This window comes from Psychroserpens sp. NJDZ02 (genome assembly GCF_004843725.1).
In the GTDB taxonomy this organism is placed as follows: Bacteria; Bacteroidota; Bacteroidia; order Flavobacteriales; family Flavobacteriaceae; genus Olleya.
The window spans coordinates 3,180,302-3,204,065 of the sequence record NZ_CP039451.1; the positions used below are offsets into that span (position 1 = coordinate 3,180,302).

At 31.6% G+C, this 23,764-nt stretch carries 24 protein-coding genes; 14 read left to right on the top strand and 10 right to left on the bottom strand.

Annotated elements, in window-relative coordinates; all coding sequences use genetic code 11:
• Positions 1–30: 30 nt before the first annotated feature.
• The 4 genes from tssD to E9099_RS13990 all read right to left on the bottom strand — a co-directional run bounded on the left by tssD (position 31) and on the right by E9099_RS13990 (position 3,392).
• Entirely contained in the window at positions 31–417 is a 387-nt protein-coding gene (tssD, locus tag E9099_RS13975) for a type VI secretion system tube protein TssD (RefSeq protein WP_136584163.1), read from the bottom strand.
• A 128-nt stretch (positions 418–545) separates the two neighbouring features.
• Complete coding sequence (locus E9099_RS13980; protein ID WP_136584164.1) at positions 546–1,424, bottom strand: TssN family type VI secretion system protein; 879 nt, start codon at positions 1,422–1,424, stop codon at positions 546–548.
• Between the two features lie 7 nt (positions 1,425–1,431).
• Positions 1,432–2,346: a hypothetical protein gene (locus tag E9099_RS13985; RefSeq protein ID WP_136584165.1), complete on the bottom strand. Its 915-nt coding sequence runs from the start codon at positions 2,344–2,346 to the stop codon at positions 1,432–1,434.
• 14 nt (positions 2,347–2,360) lie between these two features.
• Entirely contained in the window at positions 2,361–3,392 is a 1,032-nt protein-coding gene (locus E9099_RS13990; protein ID WP_136584166.1) for a C40 family peptidase, read from the bottom strand.
• Positions 3,393–3,600: 208 nt separating this feature from the next.
• Here E9099_RS13990 and E9099_RS13995 point away from each other — a divergent pair, with 208 nt between their 5' ends.
• Genes E9099_RS13995 through tssO form a run of 5 tightly spaced genes read left to right on the top strand, consistent with a single transcriptional unit; the run spans position 3,601 to position 8,612 of the window.
• On the top strand, positions 3,601–4,032 hold the full coding sequence (locus E9099_RS13995; protein WP_136584167.1) for a GPW/gp25 family protein: 432 nt from the start codon (positions 3,601–3,603) through the stop codon (positions 4,030–4,032).
• A 6-nt stretch (positions 4,033–4,038) separates the two neighbouring features.
• Complete coding sequence (locus E9099_RS14000; protein ID WP_136584168.1) at positions 4,039–5,871, top strand: type VI secretion system baseplate subunit TssF; 1,833 nt, start codon at positions 4,039–4,041, stop codon at positions 5,869–5,871.
• Between the two features lie 11 nt (positions 5,872–5,882).
• Positions 5,883–6,896, top strand: coding sequence for a PKD domain-containing protein (locus E9099_RS14005; RefSeq protein WP_136584169.1), 1,014 nt, complete (start codon positions 5,883–5,885; stop codon positions 6,894–6,896).
• Between the two features lie 30 nt (positions 6,897–6,926).
• Positions 6,927–8,084 (top strand): hypothetical protein, encoded by a 1,158-nt coding sequence (locus E9099_RS14010; protein WP_136584170.1) that lies wholly within the window; start codon positions 6,927–6,929, stop codon positions 8,082–8,084.
• A 24-nt stretch (positions 8,085–8,108) separates the two neighbouring features.
• Positions 8,109–8,612 carry a type VI secretion system TssO gene (gene tssO / locus E9099_RS14015; RefSeq protein ID WP_136584171.1) on the top strand — a complete coding sequence of 168 codons (504 nt, stop codon included), beginning with the start codon at positions 8,109–8,111 and terminating at the stop codon, positions 8,610–8,612.
• A 160-nt stretch (positions 8,613–8,772) separates the two neighbouring features.
• Here the strand turns inward: tssO and E9099_RS14020 are convergent, their stop codons facing one another.
• Positions 8,773–9,450: a Crp/Fnr family transcriptional regulator gene (locus E9099_RS14020; protein WP_136584172.1), complete on the bottom strand. Its 678-nt coding sequence runs from the start codon at positions 9,448–9,450 to the stop codon at positions 8,773–8,775.
• Between the two features lie 108 nt (positions 9,451–9,558).
• Here E9099_RS14020 and E9099_RS14025 point away from each other — a divergent pair, with 108 nt between their 5' ends.
• From E9099_RS14025 to E9099_RS14065, 9 genes are all read left to right on the top strand, one after another.
• Complete coding sequence (locus E9099_RS14025; protein WP_136584173.1) at positions 9,559–11,931, top strand: heavy metal translocating P-type ATPase; 2,373 nt, start codon at positions 9,559–9,561, stop codon at positions 11,929–11,931.
• A gap of 183 nt (positions 11,932–12,114) precedes the next feature.
• Positions 12,115–12,300 carry a cbb3-type cytochrome oxidase assembly protein CcoS gene (gene ccoS, locus E9099_RS14030; protein ID WP_101019066.1) on the top strand — a complete coding sequence of 62 codons (186 nt, stop codon included), beginning with the start codon at positions 12,115–12,117 and terminating at the stop codon, positions 12,298–12,300.
• A gap of 12 nt (positions 12,301–12,312) precedes the next feature.
• Positions 12,313–14,505 (top strand): cytochrome-c oxidase, cbb3-type subunit I, encoded by a 2,193-nt coding sequence (gene ccoN / locus E9099_RS14035; RefSeq protein WP_101019064.1) that lies wholly within the window; start codon positions 12,313–12,315, stop codon positions 14,503–14,505.
• 6 nt (positions 14,506–14,511) lie between these two features.
• A complete protein-coding gene (locus E9099_RS14040; protein WP_101019062.1) occupies positions 14,512–14,715 on the top strand; it encodes a CcoQ/FixQ family Cbb3-type cytochrome c oxidase assembly chaperone in 204 nt (67 codons plus the stop codon).
• Between the two features lie 84 nt (positions 14,716–14,799).
• Positions 14,800–15,804: a cbb3-type cytochrome c oxidase N-terminal domain-containing protein gene (locus E9099_RS14045; protein ID WP_136584174.1), complete on the top strand. Its 1,005-nt coding sequence runs from the start codon at positions 14,800–14,802 to the stop codon at positions 15,802–15,804.
• A gap of 10 nt (positions 15,805–15,814) precedes the next feature.
• Complete coding sequence (gene ccoG, locus E9099_RS14050) at positions 15,815–17,239, top strand: cytochrome c oxidase accessory protein CcoG (RefSeq protein WP_136584175.1); 1,425 nt, start codon at positions 15,815–15,817, stop codon at positions 17,237–17,239.
• Positions 17,240–17,249: 10 nt separating this feature from the next.
• The gene (locus tag E9099_RS14055) at positions 17,250–17,696 is read left to right on the top strand and encodes a FixH family protein (protein WP_101019056.1); all 447 of its coding nucleotides are present in this window, start codon (positions 17,250–17,252) and stop codon (positions 17,694–17,696) included.
• Positions 17,696–18,397: a sulfite exporter TauE/SafE family protein gene (locus E9099_RS14060; protein WP_136584176.1), complete on the top strand. Its 702-nt coding sequence runs from the start codon at positions 17,696–17,698 to the stop codon at positions 18,395–18,397. The genes E9099_RS14055 and E9099_RS14060 overlap by 1 nt, the downstream gene beginning before the upstream one ends.
• Before the next feature lie 126 nt (positions 18,398–18,523).
• Positions 18,524–19,348 (top strand): universal stress protein, encoded by an 825-nt coding sequence (locus E9099_RS14065; RefSeq protein WP_136584177.1) that lies wholly within the window; start codon positions 18,524–18,526, stop codon positions 19,346–19,348.
• Positions 19,349–19,393: 45 nt separating this feature from the next.
• Here the strand turns inward: E9099_RS14065 and E9099_RS14070 are convergent, their stop codons facing one another.
• The 5 genes from E9099_RS14070 to E9099_RS14090 all read right to left on the bottom strand — a co-directional run bounded on the left by E9099_RS14070 (position 19,394) and on the right by E9099_RS14090 (position 23,670).
• Complete coding sequence (locus E9099_RS14070) at positions 19,394–20,029, bottom strand: hypothetical protein (RefSeq protein ID WP_136584178.1); 636 nt, start codon at positions 20,027–20,029, stop codon at positions 19,394–19,396.
• A 3-nt stretch (positions 20,030–20,032) separates the two neighbouring features.
• Positions 20,033–20,473, bottom strand: coding sequence for a hypothetical protein (locus tag E9099_RS14075; RefSeq protein WP_136584179.1), 441 nt, complete (start codon positions 20,471–20,473; stop codon positions 20,033–20,035).
• 131 nt (positions 20,474–20,604) lie between these two features.
• Positions 20,605–21,978 carry an MBL fold metallo-hydrolase RNA specificity domain-containing protein gene (locus E9099_RS14080; RefSeq protein ID WP_136584180.1) on the bottom strand — a complete coding sequence of 458 codons (1,374 nt, stop codon included), beginning with the start codon at positions 21,976–21,978 and terminating at the stop codon, positions 20,605–20,607.
• Positions 21,979–21,984: 6 nt separating this feature from the next.
• Complete coding sequence (locus tag E9099_RS14085; protein WP_136584181.1) at positions 21,985–22,830, bottom strand: restriction endonuclease; 846 nt, start codon at positions 22,828–22,830, stop codon at positions 21,985–21,987.
• Positions 22,831–22,836: 6 nt separating this feature from the next.
• A complete protein-coding gene (locus tag E9099_RS14090; protein ID WP_136584182.1) occupies positions 22,837–23,670 on the bottom strand; it encodes a universal stress protein in 834 nt (277 codons plus the stop codon).
• Positions 23,671–23,764 lie beyond the last annotated feature (94 nt).

The following is a 23,764-nucleotide window of genomic DNA, read 5'->3' on the forward strand; positions in this document are numbered from 1 at the left end:
TACTATATAATAATTAATAAGGAGTTTTAATTAAACCCAATCATTAAGATGTTCTCCATTACCAATTCCAATTCCTTTAGCTGAAATCACGAAAGACTCAGACATTGGGTTTTTTCCAGTAGAATCAAAGTTTTCGTAATACTTAACCATGTAACCTTCTGTGAATTTTAATTCTTTAGAAGTAGAGTCACTGTCTCTTTTTAAGAAAACGATAGATCCATCTCTACGCTCAAAATTGTTAAACATCCAGTCAGAAAGACTAGTATCTGCAGTAGACTCTACAGTTAATTTAATTTTACCTCCTCTTGTGATAGAAGAAGGTCTTCCTGTAGCGTCAGTTTCTTGGTGTAATTCATAAGAAGAATTTAAAACGTTGTACTCTTGTCCACCTACTTTAAGTTTTGCTTTGAAAGCCATAATAAAAAATATTTAATAAATTTAAAAGCCATTATTGGCATATTCTAAATTTAGTTACTTTGTAGAGTGGTGGCAAATATTTTCGATAAAAAACATCTTTATCTGTTTAAAAGCGTTTTTAATTTTAATTAAATGACGTTAGTCCTTTGGCAAACAATAACATAGTCTTCTCGTATGTCGTTCGCTATTACAGTTTTAGAAAAGTTGATGTGCTTTAGTGATTTGATCCAACTTGGTTTTCTGTAAAAAATCCAACCGTGTGGTTCTTGTGTGCTATAATCCGTAAAATCTATTTGACTTTCTGGATGCCTTTCATTATAATCATTAATAAAAAAGTAAAACAGTTTTCCAAACTCCATATTTTCTGGTGCTTTCACTCTAAAGTTAGTGACATCGGCTATATCCTGTTTTTTCTGGAACTCGAAACTAATTACCAAAGGGTTTTGCAGTTCTTTCTGGGTAGGTTCTTTAACATCTACTTCTAGCGGGTAAAACCAATTTTTATATTCAGGAACTGGTATTAATAAGGAGAACTCATATAATTTATAAGATAAATAAGGAACTATAAAAATTATAGAGGACGCTAAAAATGTATAATTGATACCATCTCTAAACTTAGTAACCACATTTAAAAAGGCGAATAACCCAATTAAAGTTATTGCAATTGTAAATAAAAACTCTGAAAAGAAATCAGACTTGTCCTCGGATAATGCTGCGAAAAATTTACGCATAATAAATAGATGTAGAATACCTAGTAGTAAAAAAATAATTTGCATTCCAATAAAACTATTGACTGCTGTATCATTTAAAAATTTACTTGAACTAATAAATCCTACTAGAGCAAAAGAGATTAAAATAAATATAGCATATAGTATAGCTTGTTTTTTCTGCTTAGAGAAAATTTTTCTTATTTTGGTAAATAGCATCATTACTAAAGAGCCTACTATAAATAGAAGGATGCTTATTTTAAAAGCATTACCGCTTAATAAACTTGAAAGAGAACCCATTTTTTCTTTATATTTTGGTTGAAATTCCAATAGTGGAATTAGCTTTTGGATCTAAGGAGAACCCTAAATCGCCTTTTACTTCGTATTTTGTTTTTACATCAAGCTCTAAAGGTAAAAAATAACTATAAAATATTTCTAGAAATTTGTTTATTCCTTTGTCTGAAACGTAACTTTTTATTTCAGAGTTGTTTTTTAACCAAATAGTAACCTCTAAATAGGGGTGTGCTATGTGCATGCCTGAATGTTCTAAAACTGAGTTAACACCTAGTCTGTCCTCTTTTTTATTTGATTTTGATTTACTGTTTGTTTCTGTGATGTACTTGATAACAAACGAAACATTATTCTTTAATATTTTTTCTAAACTTAGACGTGTTAATTCTAAATCACCAGCAATTTTAAAGGTATGTGGAAGTAATTTTATTAATTTTAAAAGGTAAGCACGAGGCATATCCTTGCTTAGATTCCAGAAATCTATAAGATAGTCATCTTTTAAGCTGTAAAAATTATTTGTTAAAATACGTTCGTTCTTCTCAATATTTAATCTCTGATGAAAAAATTCGTTTTCAATTGGAGAGAAAAAAGATCTAGCTGCAGCTTCTTCTTTTTTTGTTTTAATTCTGTTAGCTGAAAAAGAGGTTGATTTATTCGTGGTTTGGGTATGAAAGACACCTTCTGGAAGGTAGTCGTATAATCCGCTTCGTGATAAATCCATACTTAGTAGATCATCTTCTAATTTAGAAATATCGATACTTAATAAGTCTCTTCTGTAGGGTCTTTGAAAGGTGCTTTTGTTATTTATTATAATTTGTTCAGATTTAAGATCAGTGCGCTCTTGTACTTCAGCAATCAAAACCTCTGTCTTGAGGTTTTGGTATACCGATAGTAGTTCTTTGAAAATAGATTGTAATTGTGAGGCGTCCATTAATTAAAGAGGTGTTAATTATCTTCAATGATGCGTCCTGCAGATAAAAATTTTCTTGTCCAATAATCATCGTTTAAATTACTGATTTGAACTCCTCCTTTTCCATCTTTATCTCTGTTACTTGTGGAGTGTACAAACATATTGTTGTGTAGGTACATTCCAACGTGATTTAGTTTATCATTATCCTCTCCAACTCCAGTGAAAAACAGTAGATCTCCTTCAAATATTTGTCCTCTGTTTTTAAATGTATCTACAGATTTCGATTCATATTGTTGAAGAGCGGTACGTTCTAGTCTAAATTTAAGTAACGAAGATGCTATAAATTGTGTAAAAGAAGAGCAGTCAATACCGTTTTTTGTGTTTCCACCATACAAATATGGCACATTGTCCCAGTCTTCAATTAGGTTGTAAAGTTCGATATTAGTTAAGTCTGCTGGATCTACACCTAGGATTTTTCCGTATTTTTTTTGGACTTCGGTAATAATATATGTGTCTTCTTCAGGAGTAGTAGTTGTAGATTGAGGTTCATTATAAGTAACTACAACGGTGTCTTCATCTACTTTTCCTTTTCTTTTGTTTTTCGCTAATCGTTTAATTTCTTTAGCGTACAGTTTGTCTTTTTCCTTTAACTCTTTTTCGATAGCAGCAATTCGTTCAGCTTCTTGTTTTTCAGCTACTCGTCTTTGCTTTTCAATTTCTCTATTAGCTACTTTTCGGCTATAAAGTTCTTTTTTATTTGGCTCTAGTTTAATTTCTTTTGCTAGAATTTTTGATCCTGGAGAAACGTCTATAAAGAAAATGTTAGTTGTAAAACCTTCCTTTTCAACCAATACAGTTAAAGAGCCTTCAGGTAGTTTCTGATTAAATACAAACTTACCTTCGTCATCAGATGCTTCTATGTGCTTTGTGTCTTTTATAGTAACAATCGCACCTTTAATCGGTGTAGATAATTGATCGTCTATTACCACACCTTCAAAGTAATGGCTTTGGGCATAATTAATTAAGCAAAAAAGTAAGAGTGTAGATGTTAAAATTATTTTTTTCATTGTAAGTAGTATGATTTAAGGTGTTACTGTCTGTTTTAATTTAATAATTAATAAAATTATATAAAAAAAACTTATTGTGATTTGGATTTCGATGAAATGCAATAAAACAAGTATAAAAAGATGTATTTTTAAAAGTATATAAATTATATTTGAATTCCTCTTTTTTTTTAAAATGTTAGGTCTATATTAGTTGCTCAATTTTATTTTAATGAATAATACGTATTATAAATTACCTATAAACGCTGAGGCGTTGATAAAAAGTAAAAATCATTCGACTTGTGATTTGTCAACCTCAATAGCTAACAATATCCATTTGATAGCGACGTCTTATTTTGGAGAATGTACTTTTGATGATTCTTATGGTTGTTCCATATGGAATATTGATTTTGACAATCTAAAAAGCACCAATAAATTAAAATCTCTAATTGAAGAATCTCTATTTGATTCTCTAAAAATACACGAAAAAAGATTAACAAATGTATCAATTACTGTTAAAATTAAACAAGAAGAATTAAACCCTAACGGACAAAATAATAGAATTAAAAAGAGAGTCGATATTCGTATTAAAGGTAAGATTAAAAAAATTGATGAAAATTTTTCTTACGTCGAGTATTTTTTTATCGGACCATTATCATATTAATAAGTAATGAATAACACCAAAGAACAAATAAAAAATAGAATGCTTAAAAAAGCTGCAAAGCTTTGGGGTGTTCCTTCTAATGAAATTGAAATGTCTTTTGATCCATTAGTAGCATTATTAATAAGTGCTTGTGCTTCTGAAATTGAAAAAATCAGTGGTGAAATAAATGAATCACAGACTAGAATTACAGAGAAAATTATTCAATTAATGACACCAGAGACCATATATGGTCCAAAACCAGCGCATGGTGTGATGAGTTCTTTTCCTATTGATGATAGAGCTGTAGTGCTTCCAGAAACTCTTTTTTATTATAAGAAAAAAATCACTCAAAAGAAAACAACACAAAATTTCAAGAATTTATATTTTACGCCAGTAGCGTCATCTACATTGATAAAAGCTAATATTAGTTATGTGGCTGTGGATAAAAGTATGAAGGAGATTGTTGGTAAAAATGATTTTGAAAATTTATTACAAGGGTCTGCTAATGCGGCTTTACCAAATTCAACGCTTTACCTTGGGATTACTAGTGAGTTGGATACATTAGATTTAAGTGATGTTTCAGTCTATTTCGAGCTTTTGGATATTGATGATAAAGCTTTATTTTATCATCATTTGAAATTTTCAGAATGGTATTTAGACGGAAATAAAATTAATGTAGAATCTGGTTTTATAAATGCAACAGATAGCGCTAAATTGGATTTAGATGCTATTTTTGAAGATGCTCCAAGTAAAACTAATAATTTAGTGCATCAGACTTGTGATTTTTATAATAAGCATTTTGTTAGACTAATGGATTCTAAACAAAATTTGACTTGTAAAACGTCAAAATTTGAAGAGTTAGATACTTTTATATCAGAGAATAAGATTAAATTAGACGATAATGTACGATGGGTAAAAATTGTGTTTCCTCGTGTTATTTCTAATGCTACATTAGCAAATGTTTATGGGACTTTAAATGCATTTCCCGTTTTAAATAGAGAGATAAATAGTTTTTCTTATAGACTAAAGGAGTTTATAAGTATAATACCCGTAAAAACGGACGATTTGTTTTTGGATGTAAATAGCCTAACCAATACAAATGGGCAATTGTATAAACCTCAAAGTAAAGATAACTCGTATGAGGATAAAGGAACTTATATACAAAGGTCAGACAATGTAGGTAAATTGGGGTATAGGAAAGCTAAAGAATATGTAGTATATTTATTGGAGTTATTAAAAGATGAGAGTGCATCCTTCTCTATGTTTAATAACGATTTCCTGCAATCTAACCTTAAAGAATTAAATCAATTAATAGCGCGTTTGGAAAAGAAAGTTTCCGAAATTACTAGTGAGGTTTCTGAAACAACTTATTTAAGCTTAAAACCTTTTAAAGTTAAGGAGTCTCTTTTAGTAGAGTATTGGACAACAAATGGGACGCTAGCAAATAATTTAAAAACGGGAAGTGCTTTAGAGATATATAAGGGTATTGGAATACGACAGAAAAGTAGTATCTTACTTACGCCTACATTTGGAGGTAAGGATCATTTATCTATGGAAGAAAGACTTAATGCCTATAGACGATCGTTGTTGTCTAGAGATAGGATAGTGACAAAAGAAGATGTAAAAGCACTATGTTACGAAATTTATAATGATAAAATAACAGACATTAAAATAAGAAAAAGCTACGTGAAAGATATCGCAATTAATAAAGGTTTAGTAAATTGCATGGAGATCATATTAACGCCCAATGCAAATTCTGAAACAAAAGAACAAGAATGGGACGCTTTAAATAGTAATTTATTATTATTTTTGGAAAATCATTCGGTTAGCGTTTTTCCATATAAAATAATAATTTCATAAATAAAATAGTTATGGCAGAGAAGAATATTACACATTATCACATGGATAAAATGGTACGATACCTATTTGTCTTTGTATTTTTGATTTCAGCAACGGTTTTAGGTTTTCATATTAAAAATAGTTCGGGCTGCAATACCGTATTATTTGATACGGATGCAAAAGATTATGCAGTAGGAGAAGCTATTCTGTTTAATGATTTAACCATCGATGCTGATAAATGGCAATGGTCTTTTGGAGATAATACCTCTTCGTTTCAAAAAGATCCTGCACATTATTTTGAAAAACCTGGAGCATATGATGTAGAATTAATTGTTAATGGTAGTTGTGTAGGTATGCAAACGGTAGAAATTAAAGAGGCTATAAAAGTATTAGATTCTACAAAGTTTCCTGTTTTTGATATTCCTGAATCCGTAAGAGTTGGAGATGTTCTTAAATTAAAAGATGAGACAAATAACGCTAGTACTTGGGAGTGGCGTTTTGGAGAGACACCAAAAATTGATGATAAGAATAGAACTGCCGAATATGTGTATACAGAGCCAGGTTTATATACTGTTAAATTGATAGTAAATGGTGATGTAGAGTACATGACTAAAAAGAAAATAAACGTATTGGAACCGCTGGTTAAAGAGTCAATTATAGAAAAAAGAAAGAAAAGACGTAAAAATATAAAAGATTGGAAAGTTAAGGAATTTCCTATTGGATATACGGGTAAAGAAGATGGTGAAGAAGAAGATGAGGATATAACACCTAAGAAGATAACAGCTCCTCCTATAACGGATAAGGTTTTTTCAAGGATGATAATGCAGGTATCCGAAGGAGCAAAGACAGCTATAGATTTTAAAGTTTATTTTTGTGGAGACATAAATAAAACTGTTATTGTCAATAGAAGTACAATGTCTTTTGCTGTATTTTGTCAAAAAATAGCAAATAGAAATATAAAAATTAAATCACTAGAAGTGGATAAGCAAAAAGGAACGAATTGTATCGAAAATGTTTCTCTAACTTACAGAAGAACTATATTTTAAAAACAATATTTTTTACTTAAAAAAATAGTAATGAAAATAGAAAGTACATATCATAAAGTCAATTGGATTGATGGCATGAAAATAAATAAAAATCATTTTATAGGTATGGAGAACGCTATGATGAGCGCCATGCATAGTAGTAATTCTAATACTGTAACACCTGTAAATTTTGGTTTATTACCAGCACTGAGTGCTAGTCAACCATCAATAGATATGACAATATCTATTGACGGACAATCCACAATACATGTTACTTTAAATACGTGTAGAGCAATAACTTTAGGTGGTTATCAGATTGATATAACTGAAGACACCAGAATGCTTTTAGAACAGTCAGGTCATATTTTAAAACATGAATACGGTTTAGATGTTAATGAAGAAGAATGGTTTATTGTATTATATGTAAACCCATTTAGTAAAATACCTGTTGGAGATGCTGACCCTGATGAAGACCCACCACGCCATCCTTATGTGCTTTCAGAATATAAAATAGATATCATCCCTAAGTCCGAAGCTTCTAAGCATGAAATGGGTTTATATCATGTAACTATTGGAAAAGTAGCTATGGTAGGAGAAAATCCTGTTTTAGTGGAAGATTTTATTCCGCCTTGTCGCTCAATACAAAGTCATCCAGATTTAAAATTTACTTATTCAGAAATAGGAGCATTTTTAAATCAAATGGAAAATTATTCCATGCACATTGTTCAAAAGATATATCAGAAAAAACAAACCAATGATTTGGCGCACATGGTTTTACATCTGACGCAGAAGACAGGTGAATATTTAAATGCGATAATTCCTGAATTTAGAATCAAAGATAAATATGAGGCACCGGTTGTCATGTTAACGAAGTTAGTTAGTTTAGCTCGTGTTATTAAAAGTGCATTAGATGTTTATGTTGGGACAGGAAAAGAAGAATTACTAAATTATTTAACGGATTGGTGTGATTTGAACCAAGGTGCTTTTGAAAATGTCTTGATAGACATGATAGAGCTAGAATATGTGCACACTAATATTAATGAATCGCTTTATAAAACTTCAGCTTTTACAAGATTGATGTTATCTTTATATAAAAAATTGAATGAACTTGATTATATTGGAAAAAAATCAGATTCCAATATTTTTGTAAAAGAAGAAGTAGTAGATAATGCTGAAGTAAAAAGTAGAAGAAGCTTTTTATTAGACTAACCAAAACCAAATTATTTTATACAAATGAAACCTAAAAATAGTAAAGAAAGAAGAAACAGTTTTTTAAAATTTATATTAATTTTTATATTAACTGTTGGGACTATAGTGACTGCTGTGTTTTTTGATTTTCAAATTGCAGATAAGGAAAATGAAGTGTTAAAAGAGCAAGCAATACTGGTTAGAGAGGAACTTAAGTTTCAAGCAGAATTTGCGAATAGAATGGAACGTGTTTCTTTAATGATTGATTCTTTGACTGCTCCTGGAGCGCAAGTCTCTTTTGATAATGCTGAAATAGGAAGTAGGTTGTCAGAGCTTCAAAGTTCGATACCAAGAAAAGATTCTACTGCTAACTATGAATTATATGATAAAATTATTAAAACTTTTGTTAAACTTCAGAAATCTCAAAATAGATTAATCGATGTTAGAGAAGTAGAGGAGCAAATCAAAGAGTTTGAAATACAACTTAAAGACTGTGATGAAGAGGTTGCTGATTTAGAAAGAGATCTTCAGGTTGCATTGCGAAATTAACTTTTAAGTTATAATTTACACTATATGAAGCAGCACTATCTATTTTAGATAGTGCTGCTTTATTTTTTATAATTTGTTTTAAAATAGGCCTGTTTATATACCAGTGTTTCTTTAAGCTATATCCTCTTCTCTTGTTTAATGCTTAATTTGGAAATCAGGATTATTCTACCCGAAGTAGGGCAAACTCATTTTCAATTTTAATTTGCTTTCCCTTTGTGCTAATTAAACCAGCTTTTTTAAACTGGGATAAAATTCTAATAGCACTTTCTGTTGCTGTTCCAACAATACTTGCGTAATCGTCTCTAGATAAGGTTAACGCTAGATAACCTTCATGATCTGTTGCAAAATTCTTTTCAACATATAATAAGGTTTGCGCTAAACGTTGTTTTACTGTTTTTTGAGCCATATTAACGATACTATCGTCAGACTCTCTTAAATCTTGGGCCATTCGTTTTAAAACATCCATAGAGAAGGCGACGTTTTTTTGTAAATCAATCAAGATTTCTTGTTTTGGAATAAAACAAATTTGCATATCGTTTATAGCCACAGCAGTCAAATTAGAGAGCTCTCCACTAACTAAAGAGCGCTGTCCCATCATGCCACCTTTAACAGATAGTTTGACGACTTGTTCTTTTCCATTTTCGCTAAGTTTAGTTAATTTACAAACCCCTTCTCTAATACAGTAAATACCATTTAAAGCATCTCCTTCTTTAAAAATGACGTCCCCTTTTTTTATTACTTTACTTGTCTTACATGCAGAAATTCGCACTAACTCCTCTCTTGTTAAGGTTTTTAAACTATTGAATTGCCTGACAATACAGTGTTCACATTTACTCATACCTTTGTTTAAAATTGTAGGGTATACCAAAAGTATACATTATATGACAAATATCATGAATTAAGAGGTTACAAAGTGTAACCTTTGTTACAGGTAAACGAGCAAATTATGGAAATAAAAGTATGTTATCATTGTGGCGATAATTGTACAGATACAACGATCCTTTTAGAGGAGAAACCCTTTTGTTGTCAAGGTTGTAAAACAGTTTATGAAATCTTATCAGAAAGTGATTTAACCTGTTATTATGACATGCAATCCTCTCCGGGAGCTATTCCTAAAGAGATAGAAGGGAAGTATGATTTTTTATCTCAAGACAAAATTATTGAGAAGTTAGTCACGTTTGATGATGGTAAAACTCAGATTGTAACACTTTATATTCCACACATCCATTGTAGTTCTTGTATTTGGATTCTAGAAAATTTAAATAAATTAAATCCTGCGGTCACTCTATCTCAAGTTAATTTTGGTAAAAAAACGGTGCGTGTATCTTATAATACAGCGTCATTTTCGCTTAAGGAATTAGTGTTATTGCTTAGCTCGGTTGGATACGAACCATACATAAGTTTAGAAGATTATAAAACAGGACAAGAAAACGTTAACCGGAGCTTGATTTACAAATTAGGTATTGCAGGTTTTGCTTTTGGAAATGTTATGTTTTTGTCTTTTCCTGAGTATTTTGAGGTGAATGAATTTTGGTTAGAGCAATACAAACACGTGTTTAGATGGATTATGTTTGCTTTTTCTTTACCAGTTGTATTTTATGCTGCTCAAGACTATTTTGTGTCTGCTTATAAAGCTATTAGAACACGAATTTTAAATATAGATATTCCTATAGCTTTAGGTATTATTGTTTTGTTTGTACGAAGTACTGCAGAAATAGCATTTGACTTGGGATCAGGATTTTTTGATAGTTTGACGGGGTTGGTTTTCTTTTTGTTATTAGGAAAGTTTTTTCAACAGAAAACCTATTCGTTTTTATCTTTTGAGCGCGATTACAAATCGTATTTCCCCATTGCTGTTACTAAAATTTTTAATGGAGTAGAAGTGCCTGTTCAAGTTTATGATATCGAAAAAGGAGACCGCTTATTAATCAGAAATCAAGAGTTAATTCCTGTAGATGGTATATTTATTAATGGAAACGCAAAAATAGATTATAGTTTTGTTACTGGAGAATCAGAAACAGTTACTAAGCAATCGGGAGACAAGTTATTTGCAGGAGGGAAGCAAACCTCTGGTGTTATCGAGATGGAAGCAATTAAGTCGGTTGAGCAAAGTTACTTGACACAGTTATGGAGTAATGATGTGTTCAGTAAAAATAAGGATGATGGGTTTACAACGTTAACCAATGCAATTAGTAAACGATTTACTGTAGCGGTTTTAAGTATTGCTTTTATAGCGACTACTTTTTGGTTGTTTAAAGATTCTAGCAAAGCTTTAAATGTTTTTACAGCAGTTTTAATTATTGCTTGTCCTTGCGCGATTGCTTTATCAGCCCCTTTTACGTTCGGTAACTTGTTGCGTATTTTAGGAAAGAAAAAATTCTACATAAAAAACGCGTCTGTTTTAGAACAGTTAGCTCATATTGATACCATTATTTTTGATAAAACAGGAACGATAACATCTAATAAAAAAAGTGATGCAAAGTATGAAGGTTTACCATTGAGTACAGCTGAAGGTATTTTACTTAAAAACACTTTGCGTGGCTCTAATCACCCATTAAGTAGAAGCTTGTATGATATTTTAGACAATAATAATATAGTAACACTAGATACGTTTGAAGAACATTTAGGACAAGGTATAGAAGCGTCTCACGCTTCGGGAAACATTAAAATTGGTTCCGCTAAATTTGTGGGTTATCAAAATGAGAATGCCGTACTAAATACAGCAGTTCACATTAGTGCCAACAATAACTATAAAGGAAAATATACGTTTTATAATAGCTACCGTAAAGGGCTGTCAAAATTGTTTAATACCTTAAAAAAGAAGTTTGATTTAGTTATTTTATCTGGAGATAATGAAGGTGAATTAGATAATTTGAAAAAGCTTTTACCTGCAAAAACTAAAATGTTATTTAATCAAAAGCCGGATGATAAGCTAGAGTATATTAAATACCATCAATCAGAAGGTGCGAAAGTATTGATGGTGGGGGATGGTTTAAATGATGCTGGCGCTTTAGCACAAAGTAATGTGGGAATTGCTATTTCAGAAAACGTTAATGTGTTTTCTCCTGCTTGCGATGCTATTTTGGATGCCACTAAATTTAATCAACTGTACCAGTATATAAAAGCTTCTAAAAGTGCTATTAAGATTATAAAATGGAGTTTTGTGCTCTCTTTTTTCTACAATGTCATTGGCTTATACTTTGCAGTAACAGGACAGTTAGCGCCTGTAATAGCAGCTATTTTGATGCCATTAAGTTCTATTAGTATTGTTGTGTTTACAACAGTAGCAACTAATTGGATTGGACGTAAATTAAAGTAGTTTTATTTCGGTTTTTGTTTAGAATAATTATGTATTGCAAATTTTCAGCGAAAGCGATAAAAAAATCTTAAAGAAATCTTAAAAAAAATCTTAAATTTATTCTTGAAATTTGTTTAAACATGATAAATATCATCTTTTAAACAGGGCTTCTCAATTACTTTTGTAGCATAACTTCTAATAGGTATGAGCGTTATATATATTTTACTAACAGTAAGCATTGTTGTCGCAATTGTCTTTTTTATGGCTTTTATAATAGCTATAAGAAACGGGCAGTTTGATGATGGTTATACGCCTTCAGTACGTATGCTTTTTGAAGACGAATTGGTTAAACCCAAAGAATCACTAACTAAGAATAATAAAAAAGACTAATCACAATTAATTATGGAAATGCAGCAATTTTATTACGATAACAAAATCGTTAAAAAGTTTCTTTACGCTACCATCCTCTGGGGAGTTGTTGGTATGATTGTAGGGCTACTTTTAGCTTATATGTTTTTGTTCCCTAACATGACCGATGGAATCTCATGGCTAAGTTTTGGACGTTTAAGACCTTTACACACCAATGCGGTGATTTTTGCATTTGTGGGTAATGCTATTTTTGCAGGGGTATATTACTCTACGCAACGTCTATTAAAAGCTAGAATGTATAGCGATTTGTTGAGTAATATTAACTTTTGGGGATGGCAATTAATAATTGTTGGTGCTGCTATAACATTACCTTTAGGTTATTCGACATCAAAAGAATATGCCGAATTAGAATGGCCTTTTGATATTGCTATTGCGTTAATTTGGGTGGCTTTTGGAGCGAATTTGATTGGAACAATGCTCAAGCGTCGTCAACGTCATTTATATGTTGCTATTTGGTTTTACATTGCGACATTTGTAACGGTTGCGGTATTACATATTTTTAATAGTTTGGAAATACCGGTTAGTTTAACGGGGATGAAAAGTTATTCTGTTTATGCAGGAGTACAAGATGCTTTAGTACAATGGTGGTATGGACATAATGCAGTAGCGTTTTTCTTAACGACACCATTTTTAGGGTTGATGTATTACTTTGTACCTAAAGCGGCTAACAGACCAGTATATTCTTATAGACTATCTATTGTTCACTTTTGGTCTTTAATCTTTATTTATATTTGGGCTGGACCACACCATTTACTGTATACAGCGTTACCAGAATGGGCTCAAAATTTAGGAGTTGCATTTTCAATTATGTTATTGATGCCGTCTTGGGGAGGGATGATAAACGGATTATTAACACTTCGTGGTGCTTGGGATAAAGTACGTGTTGATCCTGTACTTAAATTTATGGTTGTTGCTATTACGGGGTACGGAATGGCAACGTTTGAAGGACCAATGCTATCACTTAAAAATGTGAATGCGATTGCGCATTATACAGATTGGATTATTGCTCACGTGCATGTTGGTGCTTTAGCGTGGAACGGGTTTTTAACTTTTGGTATGATTTACTATTTAGTTCCAAAATTATTTAAAACAAAATTATATTCTTTACCACTAGCAAACCTTCATTTTTGGATTGGTACTTTAGGTATTATCATGTACGCCTTACCAATGTATGTTGCAGGGTTTACACAAGCTAGTATGTGGAAACAATTTAATCCAGATGGGAATTTAAAATACGGTAACTTCTTAGAAACAGTAACCGAAATTATGCCAATGTATTGGATGCGTGCCATAGGAGGGACTTTATACTTAACAGGAATGTTAATCTTAGTCTTTAACGTGATCCAAACGATAAGAAAAGGAAGTGTTGTTGAAGATGAATTAGCGGAAGCTGCAGCTTTACAACGTGTGTCTAAAAAACGTGTTTCTGGAGAAGGATGGCACACTTGGTTAGAACGTAAACCAATTAGATTAACTATTGGTGCTACTATAGCTATCTTAATTGGAGGTGTTGTACAGATTGTACCAACAATAATGGTAAAATCTAATATACCAACGATTAGTAGTGTTAAACCATATTCTCCTTTAGAGTTACAAGGTCGAGATATTTATATAAGAGAAGGTTGTGTTGGATGTCACTCACAAATGATTAGACCTTTTAGAAGTGAAGTAGAACGTTACGGAGAATACAGTAAAGCAGGAGAGTTTGTTTATGACCATCCATTTTTATGGGGAAGTAAGCGTACAGGTCCAGATTTACATCGTATTGGTGGTAAATATTCTGATAACTGGCACTTTAATCACATGTATGATCCACAAAGTACATCGTCAGGGTCGATAATGCCATCTTATAAATGGTTAATCAATAACACATTATATAAGTCTGATATTGAAGATAAAATGAAAGTGATGGTGACTTTAGGTGTGCCATATACGGACGAAGATATTGCTAATGCGCAGACGGATATGTTAGCACAAGGAACAAAAATAGAGAAGAACCTATATACAGATCCTGATTTTGCAGAAGCTTATGAAGCGAGTAAGAAAAAAGGTGGGGCTGATTTTGTAGAAATGCGTAACAGAGAGATTGTTGCAGTTATTGCTTACCTACAACGTTTAGGAACAGATATAAAAGAAGGTAAAGCAGAAACAACAGAACAAAACTAAAACGTCATGTTAAAATTTGTAAAAAATCATTTAGACAGTATTGCAGGTGTAGAGATATACCCAATCCTTTCATTACTTATATTCTTTGGTTTTTTTGTAGCTCTTTTTTGGTGGGTAATTACTGCCAAAAAAGACTACATCACAGAAGTGAGTAATATCCCATTAGATTTGGATAATGAATTCGAAGGAGAAAGCGAAACAAAATCATGAAGCAGAGGCCTTTGATTTTTAATTGCACTATAATTAAAAGCAGAGGTTCTATTTGTCTTTTTAAAAACTATAATAACTAATCAAATGAAAAATTTAATCCCGTCTTACGTCAGAGTCCCTGTTATATTTTTTACAATCTTCGGATTGGTAGAATATTTTGTAGACTCAGGAGATAAACCAGCCTTTATTGAGTACCCTATAATCATGTTATTTTTAGCATTGGTATTATTTGTACTTATTGCAATTGAAGGTATTGTGGGGTCCATTGAAAACGTGTTGTTTCAAAGTTTAGACGCTTCAGAAAAAGAACGATACATCGCAAATGCACCAAAAGCACCTCAGTTTACTAAGCTAAAAGCGTTATATAATAAGCTTAAAGGAGATGAGAAGCCAATAGAAGAAGAGCACGAAATTATCTTAGACCACAATTATGATGGTATTAGAGAGCTTGACAATAATTTACCGCCATGGTGGCTATATTCTTGGTATGCATCTATGGTTTTTGCAGTAATTTATTTATTCAATTTTCATATTACGGGAACGTCAGGAACACAATTTGATGAGTTGGATAGCGAATATGCTCAAGCAAAAATCGATATTGAAGAATATAAGAAAACGGCTAAAAATTTAATAGATGCTAATTCTGTTGAGTTACTAACGGAAGCTGCAGATTTACAAAATGGTAAAAAAATATTTGGTGAGAACTGTATCGCATGCCACATGGCAGATGGAGGTGGAGGTATTGGACCAAACCTTACGGATAAACACTGGATTTTAGGAGGAGATATTAAAAGTGTCTTTCATACGATATCAGAAGGTGGACGTTCTGGAAAAGGTATGATTTCTTGGAAAAAGGAAGGTTTAAAACCATTAGAAATGGCTCAAGTAGCAAGTTATGTTTTGTCTTTACAAGGGACAACACCTGCTAACCCAAAAGAAGCTGAAGGCGACTTATGGCAACCAGAAGGAGCAGAAGCACCCGAAGCAATTCAAGGTGATGAGGTTTTAGAAGGAGAAGAGACAGACGTATTAGAAACAGAGAACACTGAAGTATTAGAAATAGAGGATTCTGTTTCTATGAATAATTAAAACAAAATAAATGGAAGCTCCAATTAATGAGGGTTTTAGAGACTCTATTGCAACTATTGGCGAAGATGGTAAACGGGCTTGGGTTTTTCCTAAAAAACCAAGCGGTAAGTTTTACGATTACAGGAAGCTTGTAAGTTATGTACTATTAGTCTTTTTATTTGGAGCTCCATTTGTTAAAATTAATGGGAACCAGTTTTTATTATTTAACGTTTTAGAACGCCGATTTAATGTGTTTGGCTTCCCATTTTGGCCTCAAGATTTTCACTTATTTGTCATTTCTATGATAATAGGAGTGGTCTTTATTACTATTTTTACGGTAGCCTTTGGACGTATATTTTGTGGATGGATTTGTCCGCAAACCATTTTTTTAGAAATGGTTTTTAGACGTTTCGAATATTGGATTGATGGTGATAGAGGGGCTCAAATGAAATTGAAACGCTCAAAATGGACACCTGAAAAAATCAGGAAAAGGGTCTTAAAACACACCATTTTTATAATTATTTCGTTTTTAATTGCTAATGTTTTTTTAGCCTATTTAATAGGTAGTGATAAGCTGTTAAATTACGTGACAGAAGGTCCTTTTCAGCATTTAGGAACTTTATTCCCATTATTAATTTTTACTGGATTATTCTATTTTGTGTTTTCTTGGTTTAGAGAACAGGTTTGTATTATCGCTTGTCCTTATGGTCGTTTACAAGGCGTGCTTTTAGACAATCAGTCTATAATTGTGGCCTACGATCATAAAAGAGGTGAAGGAGAAAAAGGACGTAAAAAATTCCGTAAAAACGAAGACAGAGAAGCTCTTGGTCATGGTGATTGTATCGATTGTATGCAATGTGTTAATGTCTGTCCAACAGGAATAGATATTAGAAATGGGACACAATTAGAATGTATTAATTGCACGGCTTGTATTGACGAGTGTGATGATATCATGGACAAAGTAGGTTTACCAAAAGGGCTGATACGTTATACTAGTGAGGATAACATAGAAAAGAAGGCTCCGTTTAAATTAACCTTGCGTCTTAAAGCATATATCGTTGTTTTATTTGTGTTAACAGGTGTATTAATAGCCATGTTACAATTGCGTAATGATGTTGAAGCCACAGTCTTAAGATTACCAGGTCAGTTGTTCGAGCATAAAGCAGACAATATTATCAGTAATGTTTTTACTTATAAGCTGATCAATAAAACAACAGAAAAGATTGATAATGTCGATTTTAAGCTTAAAACATACAAAGGGATCATTAAATTAGTTTCTACAGATAAAAGTTTTAGTGTTCCAGCACAAGGATTAGCCGAAGGAACCTTGTTTATCGAACTTGATCAAGGTGTTTTAGAAGGCGATAAAACAAAGTTAACTATAGAAGTCTATAGTGCTGATAAATTAATTGAAACAACAACCGTAAACTTCTTAGGACCTAGAAGCTATAATTAAAAATAAGAGTATGAAATTTAATTGGGGAACAGGAGTCGTTATAGCATTTATATTTTTTATAAGCTTTATCTTATACTTTGTAATCGCGATGAATACAGATAAAAATCTAGATCACGATTTAGTTAATGAAAATTATTATAAGCAAGAATTAGAGTTTCAAAACGATATCAATAAAGAGAAAAATGCTAAAACGTTAGACTCTAAAATACTATGGAAAAAAACGTCAGAAGGTTTAGTCTTGACGTTTCCAGCAGAGTTGGATGACCAAGTAATTAAAGGTAAAGTGTTCCTATATAGACCATCTAATAAACAACTAGACTTCGAAACCACAATTTTGTTGTCTAATCACAATTTGCTCATACCTGACAAACGTTTGTTAGATGGTCGTTGGAACATTAAAATCGATTGGAGCTACAAAGATAGTAAATACATGTTTAAAGAAGAGATACAGTACTAATGTTACTTACGGCACTTATATTTGGTTTATTAGGAAGCTTTCACTGCGTCGGTATGTGTGGCCCAATAGCCTTTATGTTGCCAGTAGACAGAAGTAATTCTTTTAAAAAAATGACACAAATAGGCGCCTATCATTTTGGACGTTTATTAGCCTATAGTATCATTGGTCTTATCTTTGGATTGATAGGTAAAAGTTTATATATTTTTGGGTTACAACAAAAGTTATCTATAGTTATTGGTGTTTTAATGATCATTGTGATCCTTTTTCCTTATAAAAAAATAGGCCAAAATTTTATTGTAAAACCCATTTATAAAGCGGTCGGTTTTGTGAAAAAACAAATGGGACAAGCTTTAAAAAAGAAAACTGCAGACACATTTTTAACTATTGGTTTTTTAAATGGATTCCTACCATGTGGTTTAGTATATATGGCTGTTTTTGGAGCTATCGCCACCGGTACAGCTTGGCAAGGTAGTTTGTATATGGCTTTTTTTGGGTTAGGTACTATACCTTTAATGACTACCGCGATTTACTTAGGTAAGTTTTTAAATGCACAAGTTAAACAGCGTATTCAAAAAGCTATTCCGGTATTTATAGTCATCATTGGGGCATTATTTATTTTAAGAGGCTTAGGATTAGGTATACCATATGTGTCGCCTTCTCCTGTCATAGAAATGGTCAATAGCGCCATTGATTGTCACTAAACTCTATTAGTTTGCAGTAGTCGCTTTCGCGGAAATAAAGCCAAGCTAACTTAATCCTAAATTAAATTTAAAGCCATTAAATAATCGTAAATTAGTGGACGCTAAATAATATAAACTCATTTTTAAATGAAGAATATACTTTTACTTACCGATTTTTCCCAAAGCTCTAAAAACGCAATACATTATGCGGCAAAACTGTTTGAAAATGAAACTATTAATTTTCATTTAGTGTATATACATAAAGCATCGGCTTTTACAACTGCAGATTTAATGACAACAGGTACTGCTAACTTATATGCATCCATCGTAAAATCACCTAAAGAAGATTTAGAAGACCTATCAAAACAATTACAGTCTGTTTATAAAAACCCAAAACACACTTATACAGAACATATCGATTACGATGTGTTTACAGATGCAGTAAACCAGTTAATTGTACTTCATAACATAAACTTAGTGGTGATGGGCACAAATGGTGTTACAGGAGCAGATGAGGTTGTTTTTGGTAGCCATACCTTAAATGTCATTAGAAAAGTAGAAGCTCCAACTTTGATAATACCAAAAGATTTTGAATTTTCTAAACCAAAAGTGATATTACTTCCGTTAGACGAAAAAGACGAATTAAATAAAAAAAGAATAGATCAAATTTTTAGTTTAGTTGGAAAAACTAACAGGGATTACCATGTGTTAAGGATTACGGACACAGCGATAGACCAGACAGAAGATGTAACCAATTTAGAAAACGTCTTAAAAGACAATAGTTATAGTTATAATCAAGTATCAAATGTGCCTATGGACCAGGTTGTCGATACGTATTTACAAACTAATGCTATAGATTTAGAGGTCTTTATTATTCAGAAAATTAGTTTTTTAGAGCGTTTGTTTTCGGGGTCGCCAATTACAAAGCTTAGTAAAATTGCATCTGTACCGTTATTTATTTTGCATGACTAGATTTTAAAAATAATTAATAATACCACTAAAAGAGTAAGCGTCTAATTACTCTTTTAGTGGTATTATTTTATCTTCTTCTAAGACCAAAATTAAGAGTTTAGAATAGTCTTTTACAGTTTGATTAATGTTTTGTGGATCTACAATATCGATATAACCTTTCCATATCAGCGTGCGCTCTTTTGTAGGACATAAACAGTAAACGGATGTTTCTGCATTGTAAACCTGATACTCTTTATAAGCATCTGGATTAAAATGTTGATCTTGATACATTAAATAGTCTTCGTTAAAACGATTGTGACTTTTATCAATATTAGAATAGTCTTTTTTAAACTGTATTTTATTTTTTATTCCAGCAACTTTAGTAAATACCACTGCATCATAACCATCTTCTAAAAGCTGATTCTCTAAAGCCTTTATTTCTGTGTCCGTTTTTTCTTTAGCAAGAAAATCAGCATCAAACTGATCAAGACTAATGGTTGCTTCTATATCTCTTAAAGCGAGTTGAGTTTGTAATTTTTTTTCGAATTTTTCTCTCGCTTCAGGATCATCTGTTAATCCAACAATAAAGACTTTTTTAAGCGTATAATTATCTGCTTCGGGACTTATCCAACGGTCTTTTAATTGTGTGGTACCACAACTATAAAGAGAGAAAACAAGTAATAATAATATAAGATGTTTCATAGTTTAATTTAATAAATGATCTTGTTTATCTCGTTTCATTAAAGTGGTTACCAAATTAAATATTTCAGATTTGACAGCTTTATAATCGTAAAAAAAGGAACTCACCTTTTTTATAAACGCTATATGATCCGTTTTATATTGTTCTTCTTTCTCTAATTCATTTTTACCATCAACCATTAGATTTAAATCCTTCTCATGTACAACTAAAGCTGTCATTAACTTTTGGTTTCCTCTTTTAGTTCTTAGCAAAGCGGTTGCGGCATCTTGAGCTCTAGTTAATACGTCGTCATCTATAATTTGTTGTGTATAATCTGTAATTAATTCTTCTAAAAACACTTGTTCATCTTTAATAAAATTTAAATCAGATAACCAAGTTTTAGACATGTCATGCATACGTTCTGCACTATACCATTCTACCATATTTGTTTTACTTTGTGTTGCCATAATATTTTAGATTTATTTTTAAATAGGAAGCAAAAAAAATGACTTCTTATCTTATGATTACTTTATTCTTTAAATTAAAGGTACAATTAATAGGATTTAGCTAAAATGATAATTATCATGTTGCTAATAAATTAAATCGAAATTTCAATAGTTTCAAAAAGTGTAGGTATTTTTACATTCCATCCATACGTATCTTTTATTTTTACTCTAAAAGCATTTTGTGCAGTAGATTCGCCATGTATTAAATACACTGTTTTTGGTGTGTTTTTAATGTGGCTTAACCAATCAATCAATCCCTTTTGGTCTGCATGTGCAGAAAGACTGTCTATACTTGTTACGGATGCTTTTACGGGATAATATTTACCATAAAATTTAATTTCATGAGCGCCTTCTTTTAGTAAACGCCCTCTAGTGCCTTCTGCTTGATAGCCTACTAATAAAATAGTTGTTGAAGAGATATCTATTAATTGTTGTAAATAGGTTAAAACACGCCCGCCTGTTACCATTCCGCTTCCTGCGATTACAATTTTTGACCGTGGATCATCGATTGTTTTCCAGGTATCTGCATAGCTAGTAATACTATTTATATGTTGGCACATGGCATTGTAATCTGTATCCGAGATTTTATGCCCTTTAGGAAACCGTTTGAATACTTCTAAAACATTATTTCCCATAGGACTATCTACAAAAATAGGGATGTTTGGTATTTTGTTTTTTTGATAGAGTTTAAATAATATAAACATGAGCATTTGTAAACGCTCTACTGCAAAACTTGGAATAATTAAATTGCCATGAGTAGTTATAGTATCGTTTATTATTTGAGAAAGTTTGTCCTCTATATTAACAATAGGATGTAGTCTATCTCCATAAGTACTTTCTAGAAATAAGTAATCGGCATACTCTGGGTATTTTGGATCATTTAATAAATAATCATTAACTCTACCAATATCTCCAGAAAACACAAAACGTTTCCCCTCAATATCTAACTCTATAAACGTAGATCCTATAATGTGTCCATTATATTTAAAACGATAAGAGATGTGATTGTTAATAGTAATCCATTTGTCTTCAACTTGTACTTCAAACATAGCAATTGTTTGCTCGACATCTTTTATAGTGTAAAAAGGAAGCGCTGGCTGGTGTTTAGAATAGTGTTCTTTATTCGCTTTTTTTGCCTCTTCTTCATTTATTTTAGCACTATCTTTTAATATGATTTCGGCAATAGCTAGAGTGGGAGCAGTACCAATAATACTTCCTTTAAATCCTTGTTTTATTAAACGTGGTAAATAGCCAACGTGATCTAAATGACCGTGGGTTAAAAGTACGGTTTGTATAGATGAAACCGTAATTGGTAACGTCTCCCAATTTAATAATCTTAAATCCTTTAAGCCTTGAAATAAGCCACAATCTATTAGGATAGAGGTGTTAAAAGCGTCTATTAGGTATTTTGAGCCTGTAACGGTTTTTGCGCCTCCTAAAAATTTGATTTTTACTTTAGATTCCATAAGTTTTTAGTTTTGATTACACAGTAATTTTATTTCATTTAAAATTCGCGTTTTTCGATTTTTGGATATGGCTAAATGGTCTAAATAGAAAGCATCATTTATTAAGTCTTTACACAGCACAACTTCTCTATTTAATAAAAACTGTTTCTCTCTTTTGGTTAGTAAAGTAGAGACCGTTATGGGGTACAATTTATGTGTGTCTATACGGTGTTTTAAACCATTGTTTTTAGGGTAGTCCCAACTTAACAAATATAACCCAACGCAGTTACCATAGCGCCTTGCATCCTCTGTGAAACGGGTATTTGTAACGACCCAACCTTGTGTTACTTTGGTCTTTAGTTTTAAATCTGCATTCCATTTTTTTTGCACATCTTTAAATCTAGAATAGATGTATAACGGAATTTTTACATTACAATTTAGACCAGATTCACTATGAAATTTGCACTCTACAACATGTGTCTCTTTAGTTTTAGTTGCTAAAATGTCTATTTCATGTTTTACACAATGACCGTTAATAATATCTCCAACTTTAGTAGAATAACCAGAGGTCTCTAAAATGGCAGCAACGTAACGTTCAAAAGGGAAACCTGTTGGTCCCAACTCGTAAATAGCTTTTTTAAGCTTGTATTTAGAGGCTAAGTGGCTTTGTTTTGATTTTAATAGGGCGAATGCTCTGTTGTAAATTTCTTTAGTAGAAATACCTTGAAATAACTCATCTCTAACATTTTTTGTAATACTATCCGCCAACACGCTGTCTGCTCCAGAATTTATCAATGAGGTTTTTAATTTTTCAATTGAAAATTTAACACGGTCTCCGGAAGCTTTTTTTATATAAATGTTATTATTTGCCATAATGTATTATTGATTATCTGGAATTACTAAAAATGGAACTTGCGGTTTAAAACCAATATTTTTTATTACAGGTTCGTTTAAAAACCGTTCTAATATGCTGTGCTTATAATTAACCATAATTAATAAATCAATATCTAGGTCTTTTATAAAAGTAGAGATGATTTCTGCTTTTTTATCGTAATTGGGTACAGAATGGTAGTTGACTTTAAAGTCTTTAAATCCTTTTTTTAAACATGATAAGTTATAGTGTTGAAGCTCTGATATTGGTTGTTTTGTTTGAATGTTTATAACGCGTAATGCAGCATTATTATCATAAATAAAGTCGTTAATTATTTTAATTTCATGATCAGAATAAAACCTATTTAAATCTGTAGAAAAAACGATTTGTTTAATAGGTCTAAAATTATATTCATCTGGAATGATTAAAATCGGACAGGTTTTAATTTTATCTACCAAATGTATTGTGTTACTTCCAAAAAACAGGGATTTGTTTTTAGTAACACCTTTGGTGCCCATTACTATTAGGTCAATCGTATTTTCTGCAATACAATCCTTAACAGCCTCTTTTAAATCTACAAATTTAACTATCGTTTTAAAATCATGATTCGTATTAGCTTCGCTATCCGTTATTTGTTGTTTAAGTTGTTTTAGTTGTAAATTATTTTGTTGCCGTATATTTTTTATATAAATATCAGACAGAGACGATAGGGAAGATGGATTTAAAACGTGAGTATGTAGTAAGTAAAACGTACAAACATCGTTTTTGAAATAGTTTATAGCGTATACTATTGCGCTCCATGCATTATCTGAAAAATCTGTGGGGATAAGGATGTGTTTCATAAAATCAAGTGTTGGAATGACTTAAAATTATGGTTAAAAAAGAATAAAAAACATGATATTTATTAGTTTTCAAACAGAAAGCCTATTAAAATGA